Source organism: Clostridium sp. DL1XJH146, assembly GCF_054819755.1.
The window spans coordinates 55,112-73,584 of sequence record NZ_JBTVVN010000002.1 but is presented as its reverse complement, the minus strand read 5'-3'; the positions used below and the strand labels follow the sequence as shown (position 1 = coordinate 73,584).

Below are 18,473 nucleotides of genomic sequence, written 5' to 3'. Positions count from 1 at the left end.
AAATGAACTGTGAACTGTGAACTGTGAACTGTGAACTGTGAACTGTGAACTGTGAACTGTGAACTGTGAACTGTTTATTAAAAAGAAGGGGGCAATTATGGATATAAATGAAATTTCATTAAAAAAACATGAAGAATGGAAAGGTAAATTAGAAGTTACTTCAAAGGCTAAAATTGAGAGCTTGACTGATTTGTCAATTGCTTATTCACCAGGGGTAGCTGAGCCTTGTTTGAGGATTAAAGAAAATAGAGATGATGTATATAAATACACAATGAAGGGCAATACAGTTTTAGTTGTTTCAGATGGTACTGCAGTTTTGGGTCTTGGGGATATTGGACCAGAAGCAGCTCTTCCTGTTATGGAAGGTAAAGCTATTTTATTTAAAGAACTAGCTGGAGTAAATGCAATTCCAATTTGTTTAGATACTAAAGATGTTGACGAAATAGTTAAAGCAGTAAAACTTATAGCACCCGCTTATGGTGGTGTTAATTTAGAAGATATTTCAGCACCGAGATGTTTTGAAATAGAGGATAGATTAAAGGAAGAATTAGATATACCAGTTTTTCATGATGACCAGCATGGAACTGCTATAATAGCACTAGCAGCTGTTACTAATGCACTAAAAGTTGTTAATAAATCTTTTGATGAAGTTAAAGTTATAGTAAATGGAGCAGGGTCAGCCGGGGTAGCAATTACTCAAATGCTTCTAAATGGTGGTATTAAGAACATAGTAATGTGTGATAAAGCTGGAATTATAAATAAAGAAGCAGATTGGTTAAATTATAAGCAAAAAGAAATGGCTGAAAAGACTAATCCATTTAATTTAAAAGGTGATTTGAAAGAGGCTATGCAGGGAGCAGATGTCTTTATAGGAGTATCTGCACCAAATATTGTAACAAAAGAAATGGTTGCAAGCATGAATAAAGATAGTATGATTTTTGCTTTAGCTAACCCTGTACCAGAAATAATGCCTGATTTAGCTAAAGAAGCTGGGGCAAGAATAGTTGCTACAGGTAGATCAGATTATCCTAACCAAGTTAATAATGTATTAGCTTTCCCAGGTATATTTAAAGGAGTTCTAGAAGCTAGATTACCTAAAATAACAGAAGAAATGAAATTAGCAGCAGCAATGGCACTAGCTAATTTAGTTAAAGAAGATGAATTAAGTGATGATTACATACTTCCAATACCTTTAGATTCTTCTATTGTGGATGCTGTTGCAAAAGCAGTTATAGAAGCAGGGATGAAAAGCAATTAAAAACATTTAAAAGAAAATGCACAATGCACGATGCACAATGCACAATTAAGGAGGAAATTTTTTAGCGGAGCTAAAAAATTTCTTTAATTTAATAAAAGAGGCAAAGATAAAAAAATTTTAGCAGCAGTAGATAGATTGTTTAAACAAATTTATCTACTGCTTTTTATTATTTCTATTGATTAACGTTTTTATTTATTTAACATTCAAAAAAATTTAAGATTCTCCGAGGAACGAGGAGAATCATCAATAATTGTGCATTGTGCATTGTGCATTGTGCATTGAATTAAAATTGTGCATTGAATTAAAGCTGTGCATTGAATTAAATCTATTTTATAGATTGTGGGAATATTGTTTTCTTAGGTAGTTTTTTAGCATTAAACCAGAAATGATTACAGATAGTAGAGCAGAAATTAAGTAGCCAAGTCCGTAATACTCTGGTCCAGCCCAAATTGAGATTCCTGTAAATAGGATGTTTGTTATTAAAAATGAGAGAGAAATAATCAGCGGATTCTTTCTATTATCAAAGTGAAGATGGATAAGTATAGATATAAGAATGAATATACTACAATATGCACCTAGAGTTAAAAGTGAGAATATGGCTAGCATATCATTGGTAAATCCTAGCATAGGTAAAAAAACATAACCTAGTAATAAAAGAATGAAGGTTACTAAAATTTGAATATTCATTATATTTTTTAATCCTACTGAAATATTAGAATTTTGGTTTTTAACATAAAAGGTAGATTCGATATATCTAATAAATAATAACATAGCAGGTATTGAAGTAATTAAAGCAAAGAATGCAGGAACATCATACTTTGTAGCTAAGAGATAAGTATCACTAATTATTATGTTAAAATCACTATACCAAAACATAAAAATATGAATATATAGTGATAAAGTAAAAATAAAGTTAATAAAAAATAGAGTAGAATATTCTTTGGTGTAATTTATGAAATCAAAATATTTTTCAAAAAACTTATTTGAGGATATAGAGTAAGTGTTTTCAAAATTTTTAACCCTAAAAAATTTGTTTAGATACTTCATAAGTAAAGATATAGTTATAATAATTCCAGTATTCATGGCTGTTAATAGAGAAAAAACTAAAGGCCATTCGGTAAAGTTTATTAATACAAAACTAGAAATAGTTATTGCAATTAAACCTATAAAAAAACTTTTGCATATTTTCATATATTGTCTTAGTACAGTGAGAAAAGTAGTTTGCAGCCATATAATAATGAGCTGTATATAAAGGATATAAGTAGTTGCTTTAATAAGCAATGATAATGGAGATTTAAAGAAAAAAATAATAGAAAACAATGATCCTGTAGATAAGCATAGTAGTGTTATTCCGTAAAAAGAAGAAATTATTTTTTCAAAATCTTTAATGTATAGCATATCTGAAATATACCTAAAAATAAAAGAGGAAAAGCCTGAAGTTACTAATTGTGAGAATATAAAAATATATATTATAGAAGCCATAAATAATTTATTATCTGAAAAAGATGGACTTGCAAGATCTAAAATTAGTTTTACAATGCTTAGTAATATAGAACTGATTAATAAAGGCCCTAAAAAAGTTAAGATTGAGTATTGATTTTTATTACTAAATATTTTTTTGTATTCAAATGCTGTTACTGCCACTATTATCATCATCCTTCAATTTGTGTTATATTTCAATTAAGCTAACAATGGTATTTTTATTAGTATTAATAAAATGTGAAGTAATATTTTTGCTTCTAAGTCTTGATAGTAATACATTTGCTGTTTGTTTGTTTGTGTTAGATAAAGCAATATAGATTATATTATTCCTATCAATTCCAATATAATCATTAGGTCTAAGAAAAATAGAAATATCCATATATAGGGCAGAATAATCTATAACTTTATCATTATTATTTGAAGAAGTTTTTGTATCTGTATTATAAAAAGTTGAAGTGTTTTTTTCCTCAGATGATATCTTATTTTCTTGTGTTTTCTGTGTATTTAAGTTAAAAGGAGTCTTAATGGGTTTTAATAATGAATTTCTTTTTTTGGCGGTTGTATTATTATTCTTATTATAAATTTCTGGTATATCATCAATTTTTATTAATACATAATCTATATTATAAGTAATTCGTTTTTCTTCAAAAGATTGAAGAATATTGTTGAAAACCAAAGGTGCTAATATTTGAGTTCCTTTTATATATTTATCTGTGATATTAAGTTTATTAGAAGCAGTAATTTGATTTTCAATAATAGGTTTATGAGAAACAGTAACCTCGTTTTCAATATTTTTATTTGACGATATTGCTTCATAATATATTTCATTTAATAGTTTATAGTTGCTATCTAGAGTTGATAACTCATATTTTTGATTATTTATTATATTTTTATATTTAGTAATGAATAATTTAACAATACTGCCTAAAATTATATAAAAAGCAATATGGATAATATGAGCTTTATTGTATGTTAATGCATAAAAATTACCACCGACAAATAGAAAGTTGGCAATATAGGTGAATATAGAAAAGATAATTGAAAGTATAGATTGCTTATTGCCATATATAATTGAAATTAAAATTATGTAAAGATAATTAATATCAATATTATCTGTTATTTGTAGTCTGAATTGGTTTGGAAACATATAATTAAAAGCAAAAATTATTAAAAATAATGAAATGTTAACAAGTATAGGTACATATGAGTTTTCGGGAGTAAAAAAGTCTTTTATCATTGTAAGTGTATTATTTTTTTTATTTTTAGAGCTTTTCTGTTCTTTATACCAATTGTGTAGTAAATTTAAACCATCATTAATAGAAAACTCTTCCTTTTGATTATAAATTCTATTTAATTTATTTGTATTCATATCAACAAAGTTAATATAAGGTGTAAAATTGGTTTTCTTTTTAGAGAGCTTTTTTTTAGAAGATAAAATTTTTAAGATTTCTTCTAGTGAGTAATTTTTTTTAGAGGATATATTTATAATAGGCAATTCATCATCTGCAAATAAACATGTCTCCTCTTTGCAAGATAAATTAGAGACACTATAAATAGAATTTGATAGGTCGCTAATGTAAAGCAAATTAAATCTTTTATTTCCTAATTCACCTAAAGGAATTGACTCGCCATAGTATATCCTTTCCATTAAATAAGGTAAAAGAAAAGAATCTGAATATATATTTTGTTTTGGACCGTATATATTTCCAATTCTGAAGATAATTATATTTAAATCATAAAGGTCTTTCCATTCTAAACATAATTTTTCGCCAATAGTTTTTTCTAATCCTAAAGGGCTGATAGCTTTTGTTTTGATTTTCTCATCTATAGATGACATTGTGTTTTCACCATAAACTTCTGCTGATGAAGGGTATACAAAAGTTTTTACATTATATTTAACTGATAATTGAAGAATATTAACAAGTCCCATTATATTTGATGATTTATTAGCATAAATATCTTTTTGGGTTAAGTCTTTATCAGATATTGCTGCAGCATGGATAACTAAATCAAATTTATGAAGTTTGAATATTTTTTCGCATTTTAAATCATTAATATCTAGATTATAAAATTTATGATTTATCTTTAAGTTTTCTTTTTTACCTGTAGACAAATTGTCAATTATAAAAATTTTGTAACCTTCTTGATAAAATTTTTGGGCTATAGAAGAACCAATAAAACCATAACCACCAGTTATTAGGAGTTTCATTGTATTGTACCACCTTGTGTAATAGTAATTTACAAATAATTGCATTTAAGGACAAAAAAGCTTATTATTATATTTATTTAAACTAATTATACTTTAAATAAATGAAATGTAAAACTTTTTTTGTAACTTAATTTTAATCAAATTACTTAAAAATGGCATTATAATATAGAAGGTTTGTAATTTTATAGTAAATTAGAGTGTAAAAAAGAGAGGTAAAACAATGCTACCTATCAGTGTTTTTATGATTACGTATTCACCATATTTATCTATAGTTGCTATATTTATAATTATTATATATTCTAAAAATAAGCAATTAGTATTTGAAAAAAACAAATTAAATATAAATTTATGTTTGCTGTTTTTATGGTCTGTTTTTGTTGGAATGGTTAATAAGAATATATATTCTGTTATTGCTTCATTTGTTTTTTTGTTTTATTTGATTTTATCTGTTTATATCCAAAATTATTATAATAAAGAATATAAAATTGATAAATTACTACACACTGTTGTTGTTTTTTCAATAGGTTCAGCTGCAATTGCTATTATTGATAGGGTAACATTATTTCATAGAAAATCTAGTTTTATATTAGATTTGTTTGGGATTCGTCAATTCCATTTTGATGAATTTATATTTAGTCCAAGAGTTACAGGAACTTTTGGTAATCAAAATGTTGCAGGAACATGGTATGGTATAGTTATTTTGATTTCTATATATTTGCTTATGAAAAAGGCTTCAAAATATAGAAATTTATATACTTTATCTATTGTAGTTTGTTTTCTAGCTCTGATTTCTACTGAATCTAGAGGGGCTATTTTAGGGCTAGTTATAGCTTTGATAGTTTATTATTTAATTAAAGGAAATAAAGAAAAATCTGTATTTTTAGGACTATTGCTATCGGCAGGAATTCTATTGTGTTTAGAACGGCCTGAACTTTTTATAAGAGGAAATAGTTTTTATGATACGTTGATTAAAAGAATGGGCATATGGGAAAAATGTATTTATTTGTTTATAAAAAAACCGATTATGGGATGTGGATTATTAGGAATATATTTTGATAATAATATTAATCAAATACATGCACATAATCTTATACTAACGATGGCAACAACAATGGGCATAGTGGGGTTAGGCATATTTTTGAATATTATCATTAAAGCTGTTAAAGATATAATAGATTTAAGAAAAAACAATTGTGATATTGCAGCACTATTAGGAGCTGTATTAGCTTTTAATTTCGGACAAGGGTTTGTAGATTGTACAATATATAATCCACAAGCAGGGATTATGTTTTTCGTATGTTTAACACTTATTCAAAATTTAGCAGTAGAATATAATATTTATTCAAATTCAAATACGTTTAATATGTTAGAGTATATATTTAATTTGCAAACTGATAGACCTGTTAGATATGAAATAATGAGATTTAATAGCGTGATAAAGACTAATTATTATGAAAATAAAGGTTATAATAAAATACAACAGGCTCAAAAAAAAGTGACATAGTCACTTTTTTTATTGCAATAAAATAAAATTTAAATAATATTAAATTATGTTAAAAGGATACAATATGGTATAAGCTATAATTAGTACTATGTGATAATATTAATATATTGTATTTTGTAAAAGGAGATGTAATATGGAAATTAATAATATTAATTTAAATGTAAATTCAGAAATTGGAAAATTAGAGACGGTTTTGCTTCATAGACCGAGCAAGGAGCTTGAAAATTTAACTCCAGAAATGATGGAGAGACTTTTATTTGATGATATTCCTTATCTTAAAATAGCACAACAAGAGCATGATTATTTTGCTGAAACATTAAATAAATGTGGGGTTCAAGTATTGTATTTGGAAAATTTGGCCGCTGAAACTTTGGAAAATAAGGAGATAAGAAGCTTTTTTATTGAAGACTTTTTATATGAAGCTGGAGTAGAATCAGAGGGGTTGAAAAAATACATTAAAGAATATCTTAAACAATTTAATGAAAAAGAGTTAATTTTAAAACTTATGGCAGGTATTAGAAAAAAAGAAATAAGTAGATATAAATTTTCTGCTTTAAGTGAAATGATTTTTGAATTTTATCCGTTTGTTATTGATCCACTGCCAAATTTATATTTTACAAGAGATCCTTTTACTACTATTGGAAGTGGTATTGCTTTAAATAAAATGAAAACAGAAACAAGAAATAGGGAAACGATATTTGCAAAATACATATTTAGGCATCATCCTATGTTTAAAAATAAAGAAATACCTAAATGGTTTAATAGATATGAAAATTCTTCTTTAGAAGGTGGAGATGTTTTAATATTAAATTCTGAAACTATAGCTGTAGGTATTTCTCAAAGAACAGAGGCTACATCAGTAGAAAAACTTGCAAAAAAAATAATATTCGATGAAACTATTCCGTTTAAGACTATTTTAGCTTTCCATATACCAAATAAGAGGGCATTTATGCATTTAGATACAGTTTTTACTCAAGTTGATTATAATAAATTTACAATACACCCTGAAATAGAAGAGCCACTTACTGTTTATAAAATAAGTGCAAAGGAAGGGTCAAAAGATGAGCTTAAAGTTGACAAAGAAAAAGATACACTAAAAAAAATATTAGAAAAGAATTTAAATATGGATATTTCTTTGATTAGGTGCGGAAATGGTGACATTATTCACTCAGCAAGAGAACAATGGAATGACGGATCTAATACTTTGGCAATAGCCCCAGGAGAAGTTATTGTGTACGATAGAAATTATGTAACTAATGAATTATTAGAGAAAAATGGAGTAAAAATACATGTTATTCCAAGTTCGGAACTTTCAAGAGGAAGAGGTGGTCCAAGATGTATGAGCATGCCACTTTGTAGAAAAGAAATAAAATAGATTTTAAATTTAAGTATTAGTGGCAAGATTATTTCAATAAACTCCAAACTATTTAATTCTCTAATAGAGAATAGCGCACTTAAGTCCGAGTAAACTCGGACTATTTTTTTGTTTTAATTGACTTAGTAGAATATTTATTATATTATTTTAGCAAGGGAAATTGCAAATAAACATTGTAATTTTTGTAAGACAGAGTAGGAAAAGTGCGTTAAGTGTTAAGAGATGGGAAGTCGCTCTTAAACGAAGGGAAAGTTAGTAACTTTGCCGCGGTACTTTTTCGCTTCCGCTGTAACATTAGAATATTAATGTAATGGCTCCTGTCGTAATAATAAAATGAAGGAGTGTTTTTTATGTTCAAAATTGCAAAGAAGAGAGACAAACTGTATACAAAAAAAGTTGTCTTAGCAGGATTACTAACGGCTATTAGTATTGTATTAACGAGATTTTTATCACTAATAATTCCCATTGCGGGGATGTCTGCTCTTAGAATAGGATTTGGCGATATTCCGATTATCGTTTCAGGAATTCTTTTGGGGCCCTTATTTGGTGGGATGACAGGATTTGTTGCAGATATAGTAGGGTATAGTGTTAATCCTATGGGGGCATATTTCCCAGGTTTTACTTTTAGTGCAACATTGATGGGAGCAATGCCGGGGATCTTTATAAATCTGCTTAGTAGAAAAAAAATTAAATTAAATTTCAAATTGGTTAATGTTATAGTTACCCTATCGCTAGTTATAAGTGTTATTTTTATAATGTTTCAAAACAATGTACTTAGCATAAATGAAGGAGTAATTTACCTATATGATGGTAAATTACCTATAATCGTTGTTATGGCAATATTTATAATTATTTTGATATTTGCATTTTTACCTTTTATATTTTGGAATAAGTTTAAAGAAGAAGAGGCTGAATATTCGGTAGATAAAATTATGTTTGTGGTTTCAATAGTGTACATGTTTATTTCTTTAGTTTTAAATACATTTTGGCTTACGTTTTTATTTCCAGGCAAAGGATTTTTAGTATTTATACCAGGACGGATAATTGCTGCATTTGTTATAATACCAACTTATTCATTACTTATTTATACTATTTGTAAAGTTTATAAATATGTGTAATTTAATGTACAATACACTAATAAATTGTCAAAGAGATTAATTAACAAATAATATGATTAAAGAGTTTCATTCTTGGAGCTCTTTTTTTTATTACAAGATTTATTTTTATTATAAGCTTTGTTTTTATACATTTCTTTATCTACAATAGATATATACTTATCAAAATCATTATTAATACAGTAAGCAGAGCCTATACTCAAGTGGATGTTTTTTATTTGTGAATTGTATCTTACTTTGGTAGAGGACAAGTAATGTTTTGCTTTCCCTATATAGGAAATAAAGTTCTCTTCATCTTTATCTAGGAGCATTATAAGAAATTCATCTCCTCCTAGACGGAAGCAATAATTTTGACATCCTGTGAAACTTACAATGTGTTGACTTACAGATATGATTACTTTATCACCAAATTGATGACCGTAGGTATCGTTAATACTTTTAAAATTATCAATATCTAAAAGTATTAAGCCGTAAGAAGTGTTGATGTCAAAATTCTCTATTAAATCGTTTAACATGAGTCTATTCCAAAGATTTGTTAAAGGGTCTCTTCTTGCATTTGCTTTTTCTAATATTAAATCATTGTTAGTACTTACATAGAAATTCTTTATAGAAAAATTGATTGAAAATACTATTGCAATATAAACTAATCTTATTATAAGTCTACCAGTGCTATATAGATCATTAGGAGTATAGAAAATAGATGCAAAAATATATCCTAGCATGGAAAAAATAAATATGAGTATTATAGTCAATTTTGAAGAGATTAAAGTATAAAAATTTATAAGTCCTATATAAATAATATAAACATCTGAACGTAATCCTCCTCTAAGGATAATAAGATAGGTTACAAATAGAATATCTGTATAAGGTAATAATTTAATGAAATACTTTTTTATTGGAAATGATTTATAGATAAAAATTGATGACACTAGATAATATATACCAAGAAGGACAACTATTATTATAAGCTTTTTAGTTTCAGCTGTATAATCTGACGCAAAGAAAAGTAATGGTACTAAAATAGCGAAGGAGATTAATTTTATTATTGTAGAATTGAGAAGTACTTTATTGTTATTCATATTTTAACTCCTTTGTGTATTTAATTAAAATATTCTATAAATAAATCAAAAATCCTTTTTTTTTCGCTAATCTTTTTTCATTCAAAATAGAAATTATCGTTTATTTTTATTAGTTCTGTTCAAATGAAAAATTTCTAAATATTAATGTAATATACACAGTATATTACAGAATAAATGAAAATAATAGTAAAATAAGTTGTAAATTTTATTACTTTAGTAATAAATATAGTATTTAGGTATGATATAATTAATGAATGAAAAAGAAATTAGTAGGTAAACGAATTGAAAAAGTATAGTTATTAACAAGGAGGAAAATTGTGAAAAAAATACAAAAAATTGGTCTTATAGGTGCAGGAGCTATTGGAGCGTCATACTGTGCACAAATAGTAGAGAATACAGATTTAGATTTTAAAATTATAGCAAGCAATGAAAGGATTAATAGATACACAAATAATGGCATTATAATTAATGAGAAAAAATATGATTTTAAATATTTAAGAGCAGAAGAGGATAAAGAAATTCTTGATTTAATTATTGTTGCTGTAAAGTATCAGCATTTAGAGCAAACCATGGTAGATATGAAAAATTTTGTGGGAGAAAATACTATTATATTATCTTTGTTAAATGGAATTTCTTCAGAAGAAATATTAGCTAAAAAGTACAATATGGAGAATATATTATATGGTATATGTGTTGAAGTTGACGCAGTAAGAGAAAATGGTAAAATATTCTATAGTAATCTTGGATACATTAGTTTTGGCGATAAGAATAATAAAGAATTATCAAAAAATGTTGCTTTAGTTAAGGAAGCATTTGATAATGCAAAAATGCCATATAAAATCCCTGAAAATATGTATAAAGATCTTTGGTGGAAATTTATGGTTAATGTTGGCACAAATCAACCTTCAGCAATTATGAGAGCACCTTATGGAGTATTCCAGAAGGTAAAAGAAGCTAAAGAAATAATGATCGAGGCTATGAAGGAAGTAGTGGAGATTAGTCGATGTGTAGGAGTGGATTTAGAATATGGGGAAATAGAAAAATTCACAGAAGATATTTTATACAAATTATCACCACAAGGAAAAACATCAATGTTACAAGATGTTGAAGCAGGAAGGAAAACAGAAGTTGAAATGTTCGCTGGATCTGTTTGTGAAATGGGCAGGAAATACGGAATTAAAACACCTGTAAGTGACATGATGTTAAGAATGATAAAAACTATCGAACAAAGATATTAATAATAAAGCTGCGCATTTGCGTAGCTTTATTATTTTCACTTATTATATAATGATTTTAGCAACGGGTTTTAAGGCAGAAATTTGTTTTTAATTATACTAAGAGAATTGTTTGAAAATGGTGTGTATTAGGGTATAATAATAGAAAGAAATTATTAAGATGAAGTATAATGTGGATTTACATAGCTATACGGTAGAAAGGCAGGAGGCAATAATATGGACAAAACTAAGCAAAAAAAATTAGGTACTTTTGATGGGGTATATGTGCCTACACTTCTTACAATACTTGGTGTTGTAATGTATTTAAGACTCGGGTGGGTTGTTGGTAATTCAGGATTTTTAGGGGCCTTAGTGATAATAATTATTGCTCATATTATAACTTTTAGTACTGTTTTTTCAATGAGTACAATAGTCTCAAACTTTAAAATTGAAGATGGAGGAGCTTATGCAATTATTTGTCGTTCATTAGGGTTAGAATGGGGAGGAGCCGTTGGAATACCTCTTTATTTTTCACAAGCTTTTTCAGTAGCTTTTTATATTATTGGTTTCGTTGAAGTTTGGGTGAATTTTTTTCCAAATACAAATGTAAAAGTTATTAGTTTTGCTATTTGGTTAGTTTTATTTATTATTTCATATATAAGTGCCGAATTGGCGTTTAAAATTCAATATTTTATTCTTGTAGCTGTTGTTGTTTCTATTGGAGCTTTTTTACTGGGAACTACATCCCCTGAAGTTACAGCAACTTTTCTCGTTGGGAGGTTTGGGCAAGAATCATTTTGGAATACTTTTGCTATATTTTTCCCAGCAGTAACAGGTGTTTTAGCTGGAGTTACTATGTCAGGAGAACTTAAGAGTCCAAGGAAAAGTATAATAAAAGGGACATTTGCAGCAGTTTCTACTGGATTTGCAGTATATATTATAATGGCTTATTGGTTTGCACATCAGGCCACAGAAGCACAACTTTTAAATAATGGTTCATTAATATTTGAATTGGTAAATATCCCGGTATTGGTTATTGTTGGAGTGTTGGGGGCTGTAATTTCTTCTGCACTTTCCACATTGGTAGGAGCACCAAGAACTTTGAATGCACTTGCACAAAACAGAGCTATTTTCTTTTCTAAGTTTCTTGCCAAAAAGTCAGAGAATGGCGAACCGCGAAATGCAATAATTGTGTCTTCTTTAATTTCATTAACTATATTGCTTGGAAGTAATCTTAATGCGCTAGCAGAAATATTAACATTATTTTTCTTAACAACTTACGGGATGATTAACTTAGTAGCTTTTTTAGAAAAGAAAAGTGGAATAACTAGTTTTAGACCTACTATGGCAATTCCTACTATAGTTCCTGTAGTTGGATTTATAGGATGTATGTTTTCAATGTTGCTAATCAACAAAATTTTCGCAATTGTAACAATAATAGTAGTAATATTGATTTATGCATTACTAAAAAAGAAAAATTTAGAATCACCATGGGGCGATGTAAGGGGAGGTATATTTACTATGCTTGCAGAATGGGCAGGACAAAAGGCAATGTCAATGCCGTATCATCCTAGACTTTGGAAACCGTCAGTACTTATTCCAGTAGAGGATTCTCAGGATTTTAGTAAAATACTCCCATTAGTTAGAGATATGATTTTCCCATCAGGAAGATTGTATTATTTAAGTATTAGAAATGATGACGATATGCAAGAATCATACATAGATAGTGAGCTAGATAAATTCAAAAAAAAGAATTTATTTGCAAATAAAATAATTGTAAAAGGGGAAGATTTTTATTCTCAATTTCCAATTGTAATGCAGAGTTTACAACAGACTTTTTTGCCACCTAATTCAGTATTATTTACTTTGAGTAATTCTGAAGAGAAAAGAAAAAAATTAATTAAGATATTATATAATATAGATAGTAATAATATTGGTATTATTTGTGCTAGAATTCATCCTGATAAAGAATTTGGGGAAAGGAAAAGCATAAATTTATGGGTTAGATCCAATAGTCCTAATTTAAATCTTGCTATTTTAACTGCTGTAAAACTTAAAGAGAATTGGAATGCTAACCTTACACTAATAAGGGTAACTGATAAAATAGATGGAGCAGATGTAATAATAAAAGAAATGATGGAATTAGTTGATGATGCAAGATTACCTGTAAATACAAAAGTTAAAGTATTAGTAGGTTCTTTTAATGATTTGGTATTTAGAGAAAAAGCAGATTTAACTATATTAGGAATGCCTCCTGAATATGAAGATATACACAATATAGCTTTCAAAATAGATGGAAGTATGCTATACATTAAAGATTCTGGTTTGGAAAATGCGCTGGTATAAGATTATACTTTTTATATGAAGTCTATATGATGTTTTTATATGTATGTTGTGGTAAAATATACATTGAATATACATAAATGGAGGTATAAATATGACAGTTTTAGTTACAGGTGGAGCAGGTTACATAGGTAGTCATACTTGTGTGGAATTACTTAATGAGGGATATGATATTATTGTTGTAGATAACCTTATAAATAGTAGCGAAGAATCATTAGAAAGGGTTAAAAATATAACTAAAAAAGATTTTGATTTTTTCAAAATAGATGTTATGGATAAAGTAGCTTTAAGAGAAGTATTTTTATCTAATAATATAGAAGCGGTTATCCATTTTGCAGGTTTAAAAGCTGTAGGTGAGTCGGTTTCTATACCTCACAGATATTATAGTAATAATTTGATTAGTACGCTTATTTTACTAGAAGTAATGCAAGAAATGAATGTTAAAAATTTTGTTTTTAGTTCTTCAGCAACTGTTTACGGCGATCCTAATACAGTGCCAATAAAAGAAGGATTTCCTCTTAGTGCAACAAATCCTTATGGTAAAACAAAACTTATGATAGAAGATATGCTTAGAGATATATATAAGGCAGACCAAAGATGGAACATTGGAATACTACGTTATTTTAATCCTGTAGGGGCACATAAGAGTGGTCTTATAGGAGAAGACCCTAATGGTATACCAAACAATCTAGTGCCTTATATTGCTCAGGTTGCTGTTGGTAAGCTAGAAAAATTGAGCGTTTTTGGTGGTGATTACCCAACGAAGGACGGAACAGGTGTTAGAGATTATATTCATGTTGTTGATTTAGCTGTAGGACATTTAAAAACGCTAAAAAAATTGCAAACCAATCCTGGACTAGTAACTTATAATTTAGGTACAGGAAAAGGCTATAGTGTTTTAGAAATAAGAGAAGCATTTGAAAAAGCAGCAGGAATGGAAATACCATATAAGATTGTTGAAAGAAGACCAGGAGATATAGCGGAATGTTATGCTGATTGTTCTTTTGCTGAAAAAGAAATAGGATTTAAAGCAATTAGAAATATAGATGATATGTGTAAAGATTCATGGAATTGGCAATTAAAAAATCCTAAAGGGTATGAATAGTGAATATAAAATACAATGAGTAAATAAAAACAGATGGCATGAAATATATTTCATGCCATCTGTTTTTATTTTACATCAAAATCAAAATAAGTATTGGGGAACGGTCCGTTTATATAAGTATAATGCCACCATTCATTTTTATAATATTTAAATCCGTATTTCTCCATAGTATTTTTAAGAATTTCACGGTTTTCAAGTTGCTCTGATGTTAAAGAGCTATAAGAGAAATGTGATTGAATTCCAAAAAAATCAAAGGAGCTACCCATATCAAGTTCTTTTTTTGTTTCTAAATTAATAATAGTTAAATCTACAGTACTGCCTTTTGAATGTGACGATTTTTTTGCAATATACCCAGAAGAAATAATATCTTTTTTGGCTACTTCTGGATAATAATATTCTTTCATTATAGTGTCAGAATAGTCTTGTGCCCAATTCACAAAACAATTCACAGCTTTTTGAGGTCTATAAGCATCGAAGATTTTTAGCCCTAGACCTTGGAGAGATAGTTCTTCTTGAACTTTTTCTAGTGCCACACAGGAAACTTCAGTGAGAATTGCTTTATTAGCATAATATCCATCAACTACTCGTCCTGTAAAGTTATTTTCAGTAGAATATCTCATTTCTAAAATAATATTTGGGATTATATCTTTTACATAAACAAAACCTTCAGGCAATAAGTATTCTTCCTCTGCTATTAAAGTATCTTTTTCAGTTTCTTTTTCTGTATTTTTTTGATTTTCATGTTCTGTATTAGCTATATTAGACGTATTTTCTGTTTTATCTGTATAGTCAGAAGAATTTGATTTAGCTTCTAAATCTATATTGTCCATAATTGAGTTGCTGTTGTTATTTTGATTGTTGTCAACGGTGGGTTCAATATTGGAATTTGAATTATTAATATTAATTTTATTGGAGTTATTTTTTACAAAATTATTAGAACAAGCAGGTAAGAATGGCAGTATAAAAATTACTATAAACAGTAATAATTTTTTCATATATAAAGAGCCTCCATTTTAAAATAAAGTTTTACTCTATTATTTTACCATTTTAAGTATTTATAAGCAATTAGACTAGAAATTTAGTTATATATAGTAATTAAGCATAAGTATTTTTTAAAATAATACTCTCTTTAGAATGATCGCTCTATAAAAAATAATTAAATAATAAATAGTTTAAATCATAGCGATTAGGTGGTAATATTTATATATAAATACATGACAGGTGGTCAATTATGGAGAGTATATATTTAGAAGTAAAAAGAGATAAACAAATATGGAAGTTTTGTTTTTATGGGTTATTGAAAAATTTGAGATTTTTTGAACCATATTTACTTATTTATCTTCTAAGTTTGGGAATGAATTTGTTTCAAATTGGTATATTAATATCTATTAGAGAGTTCATAACATATATATTTGAAGTTCCTTCAGGTATTATAGCAGATAACTATGGGAAAAAAAGAGAATTGATGATGTGTTTTACTTTTTATATTATTTCATTTGTTTTTTTCTTTATAGGTATTAATTATTTTGTATTAATAATTGCTATGATTTTTTTTGGATTAGGAGAAGCTTTTAGGTCTGGAACTCATAAAGCAATGATATATTCATATTTAGAGCAAAAGGATTGGTTTAAATACAAGGCTTTTGTATATGGCAGGACAAGGTCTTTTTCTTTAATTGGTTCAGCAATTTCAGCTTTTCTTTCAATTGTATTTGTGTTAAATCTACCTGGAGTAAGGTGGGTGTTTTTAATATGTATAATTCCATATATTTTAGATTTTTTACTTATATGGACATATCCAAATAGTTTAGATGAAAGGGAAAAAACGGAATTCAGAGGATTTTTTAAGGAAAGCATTATTCAATTGAAAAGTATATTTTCACAAGAAAAATTGAATAAAATTTTGATAAGTTCATCATTATATGATGGATTATTTAAAAGTATAAAAGATTATATACAACCTATATTAAGTACAATAATTTTATCAACAACGATTTTGCAATTTAAAGGATTTACACAGGATGATAAAGTTACTATCTATTTAGGAATTGTATACGGTGTTTTCTACATATTTAGTTCTATGGCATCTAAAAATGTATATAAGCTTAATGAATATATGGATTCTTATAAGCTGATGGGGCTTTTTTTCGATATTATGGCTATATTTTGCATAATTATTTCTTTTGGAATAAGAAATGAATTAACAATTTTAATTATAGTAGTTTATTTTGTAATGTATCTGCTTAAAGATGCCAGACGTCCTTTGGTTGTAGACACTTTTGGAGATCATATGAATAAAAGTCAAAGAGCTACTGTATTATCGGTGGATAGTCAACTGAAATCATTATTCCTAATGATTTTTGCGCCACTTTTAGGATTTATAAGTGATAAATTTTCTTTGCAAATAATGTTTTTATTTATAGGAGTTTTTATATTGATTGCTAACAGATTCTTAAGTTTAGATAAAAAGATAAATAGCAAAAAATGAATTAATTATAAAAAAGCTTTCAATAGCTACTTTTTATATTTATAGCTATTGAATAGTATGAAAGTAAAATCATCCACAGTTCACTGTGAACTATGAACTATAACCTGTGAACTGTGCACTGCGAACTGTGAGCTATAACCTATATATTATATTGTTTTTTTAGTTCATAAATTGTTTGAGAAGTTGTGTCAGACATTGTATATCCAAGTAAAGTTACTACTTGCTGGATTTCATTTTCAAATTTACTTTCTATTTCTATGTAAGGAAGTGGGAAAAAATCTTTATCGTTGATATCAATTTCTATGAGAGTATTATTATATTGATAGCTTTCTCTATACTTTTTGATTGAATGTACTAATGCTAAGCCTAAAGATTTAAAAATTTTTGTTCCTTCTATAGGGCTCGCAATTATTGTTTCGTTTTCTTCCATTATTTTATAGTTTTCTTGACTTAATAATTTTTTGGTTGTCATATAAGAAGTTGTATTGCTAGTTAAGCAATCTTCAACAATTCTAATTCTTGCATATCCTTTATTTTTTAGAAGGCTCCCATCATTAAAATCAAATATGTTATTAATTTGATTTTCTTTTTTTACTAATTTAGCGCCTAATGATTTTAGTTTTTCTCTGATTTCACATACATTGATATCTACAATTCTTGTTTCTATTTCATGCATTTTTTTACCTCCAGAAAGTTGAGCATAATTACTTCGATATTCATTTATGATTTCCTATTAAATATAATTGTGATATAATTATTTTATTAATAAATTAACTTAATTGCAACAGGAGGAATTGATATGGATCAGTTTTATGAATTATTATTAACAACAAAAAAATCAACGTTATATAAAATTGTTAATATTTTTGTGTACATAGTAGGAATCATTGGATTACTAATACTTTCGGTTAACCTTATTTTGGGTTTAGTTTTCATAATAGTCTCTGTGGTTATGTTTTTCTATAAAAAAAATCTATATGTTGAGTATGAGTATGATTTTACAAATGGGGAAATTGATATTGATAAAATTTATGAAATGAAGAAAAGAAAAAGAATTATTACATTTAACATTAAAGATGTTGAATTATTAGCTTTAGAAAATAGTGATTTTATTAATGATTTTAGCAATAAACCTAAAGAGGTAATTACTTGCATTCCATCTAGTTATAATGGTAAAATATATACTGCTATGATAACAATGGGATCAAATAGGAAAATGTTAAAATTTGCACCAGATGAAAAATTTTTAAATTTATGTTTTAAGTTAAATCCTAGAGCAGTAAAAAAATATTAGTAAAAAA

At 27.2% G+C, this 18,473-nt stretch carries 14 protein-coding genes and 1 riboswitch; of the genes, 9 read left to right on the top strand and 5 right to left on the bottom strand.

The genetic code is table 11. The features are described from left to right. The first annotated feature begins 97 nt into the window (after nucleotides 1–97). The gene (locus ACVHXK_RS01845; protein WP_461204645.1) at nucleotides 98–1,258 is read left to right on the top strand and encodes an NAD(P)-dependent malic enzyme; all 1,161 of its coding nucleotides are present in this window, start codon (nucleotides 98–100) and stop codon (nucleotides 1,256–1,258) included. A 330-nt stretch (nucleotides 1,259–1,588) separates the two neighbouring features. Here ACVHXK_RS01845 and pelG read toward each other — a convergent pair whose 3' ends face one another. Both pelG and ACVHXK_RS01835 read right to left on the bottom strand, forming a co-directional pair. After that, entirely contained in the window at nucleotides 1,589–2,902 is a 1,314-nt protein-coding gene (gene pelG, locus ACVHXK_RS01840; protein WP_461204644.1) for an exopolysaccharide Pel transporter PelG, read from the bottom strand. A gap of 25 nt (nucleotides 2,903–2,927) precedes the next feature. Then, nucleotides 2,928–4,949 (bottom strand): NAD-dependent epimerase/dehydratase family protein, encoded by a 2,022-nt coding sequence (locus ACVHXK_RS01835; protein WP_461204643.1) that lies wholly within the window; start codon nucleotides 4,947–4,949, stop codon nucleotides 2,928–2,930. A 220-nt stretch (nucleotides 4,950–5,169) separates the two neighbouring features. Here ACVHXK_RS01835 and ACVHXK_RS01830 point away from each other — a divergent pair, with 220 nt between their 5' ends. The 3 genes from ACVHXK_RS01830 (at nucleotide 5,170) to ACVHXK_RS01820 (ending at nucleotide 8,946) form a co-directional block, all read left to right on the top strand. Beyond that, complete coding sequence (locus tag ACVHXK_RS01830) at nucleotides 5,170–6,453, top strand: O-antigen ligase family protein (protein WP_461204642.1); 1,284 nt, start codon at nucleotides 5,170–5,172, stop codon at nucleotides 6,451–6,453. Nucleotides 6,454–6,586: 133 nt separating this feature from the next. Then, nucleotides 6,587–7,828, top strand: coding sequence for an arginine deiminase (gene arcA / locus ACVHXK_RS01825; protein WP_461204641.1), 1,242 nt, complete (start codon nucleotides 6,587–6,589; stop codon nucleotides 7,826–7,828). 188 nt (nucleotides 7,829–8,016) lie between these two features. Then, a riboswitch (THF riboswitch) is annotated at nucleotides 8,017–8,119 on the top strand. 59 nt (nucleotides 8,120–8,178) lie between these two features. Beyond that, on the top strand, nucleotides 8,179–8,946 hold the full coding sequence (locus ACVHXK_RS01820; protein WP_461204640.1) for a folate family ECF transporter S component: 768 nt from the start codon (nucleotides 8,179–8,181) through the stop codon (nucleotides 8,944–8,946). Between the two features lie 56 nt (nucleotides 8,947–9,002). Here the strand turns inward: ACVHXK_RS01820 and ACVHXK_RS01815 are convergent, their stop codons facing one another. Further along, nucleotides 9,003–10,022, bottom strand: coding sequence for a GGDEF domain-containing protein (locus ACVHXK_RS01815; RefSeq protein ID WP_461204639.1), 1,020 nt, complete (start codon nucleotides 10,020–10,022; stop codon nucleotides 9,003–9,005). Between the two features lie 317 nt (nucleotides 10,023–10,339). Here ACVHXK_RS01815 and ACVHXK_RS01810 point away from each other — a divergent pair, with 317 nt between their 5' ends. The 3 genes from ACVHXK_RS01810 (at nucleotide 10,340) to galE (ending at nucleotide 14,684) form a co-directional block, all read left to right on the top strand. Then, the gene (locus ACVHXK_RS01810) at nucleotides 10,340–11,260 is read left to right on the top strand and encodes a ketopantoate reductase family protein (protein WP_461204638.1); all 921 of its coding nucleotides are present in this window, start codon (nucleotides 10,340–10,342) and stop codon (nucleotides 11,258–11,260) included. 213 nt (nucleotides 11,261–11,473) lie between these two features. Beyond that, nucleotides 11,474–13,582 (top strand): amino acid permease, encoded by a 2,109-nt coding sequence (locus tag ACVHXK_RS01805; RefSeq protein ID WP_461204637.1) that lies wholly within the window; start codon nucleotides 11,474–11,476, stop codon nucleotides 13,580–13,582. Between the two features lie 91 nt (nucleotides 13,583–13,673). Next, the gene (galE, locus tag ACVHXK_RS01800; RefSeq protein WP_461204636.1) at nucleotides 13,674–14,684 is read left to right on the top strand and encodes a UDP-glucose 4-epimerase GalE; all 1,011 of its coding nucleotides are present in this window, start codon (nucleotides 13,674–13,676) and stop codon (nucleotides 14,682–14,684) included. A 65-nt stretch (nucleotides 14,685–14,749) separates the two neighbouring features. On the opposite strand, the gene ACVHXK_RS01795 is transcribed toward galE, so the two are convergent. Next, the gene (locus ACVHXK_RS01795) at nucleotides 14,750–15,679 is read right to left on the bottom strand and encodes a M15 family metallopeptidase (RefSeq protein WP_461204635.1); all 930 of its coding nucleotides are present in this window, start codon (nucleotides 15,677–15,679) and stop codon (nucleotides 14,750–14,752) included. A gap of 236 nt (nucleotides 15,680–15,915) precedes the next feature. Here ACVHXK_RS01795 and ACVHXK_RS01790 point away from each other — a divergent pair, with 236 nt between their 5' ends. Next, nucleotides 15,916–17,172, top strand: coding sequence for an MFS transporter (locus ACVHXK_RS01790; RefSeq protein WP_461204634.1), 1,257 nt, complete (start codon nucleotides 15,916–15,918; stop codon nucleotides 17,170–17,172). Between the two features lie 139 nt (nucleotides 17,173–17,311). Here the strand turns inward: ACVHXK_RS01790 and ACVHXK_RS01785 are convergent, their stop codons facing one another. After that, complete coding sequence (locus ACVHXK_RS01785; protein WP_461204633.1) at nucleotides 17,312–17,848, bottom strand: class IV adenylate cyclase; 537 nt, start codon at nucleotides 17,846–17,848, stop codon at nucleotides 17,312–17,314. A gap of 123 nt (nucleotides 17,849–17,971) precedes the next feature. Between ACVHXK_RS01785 and ACVHXK_RS01780 the strand changes: the two genes are divergently transcribed. Beyond that, nucleotides 17,972–18,466 (top strand): DUF6106 family protein, encoded by a 495-nt coding sequence (locus ACVHXK_RS01780; RefSeq protein ID WP_461204632.1) that lies wholly within the window; start codon nucleotides 17,972–17,974, stop codon nucleotides 18,464–18,466. Nucleotides 18,467–18,473: the final 7 nt, after the last annotated feature.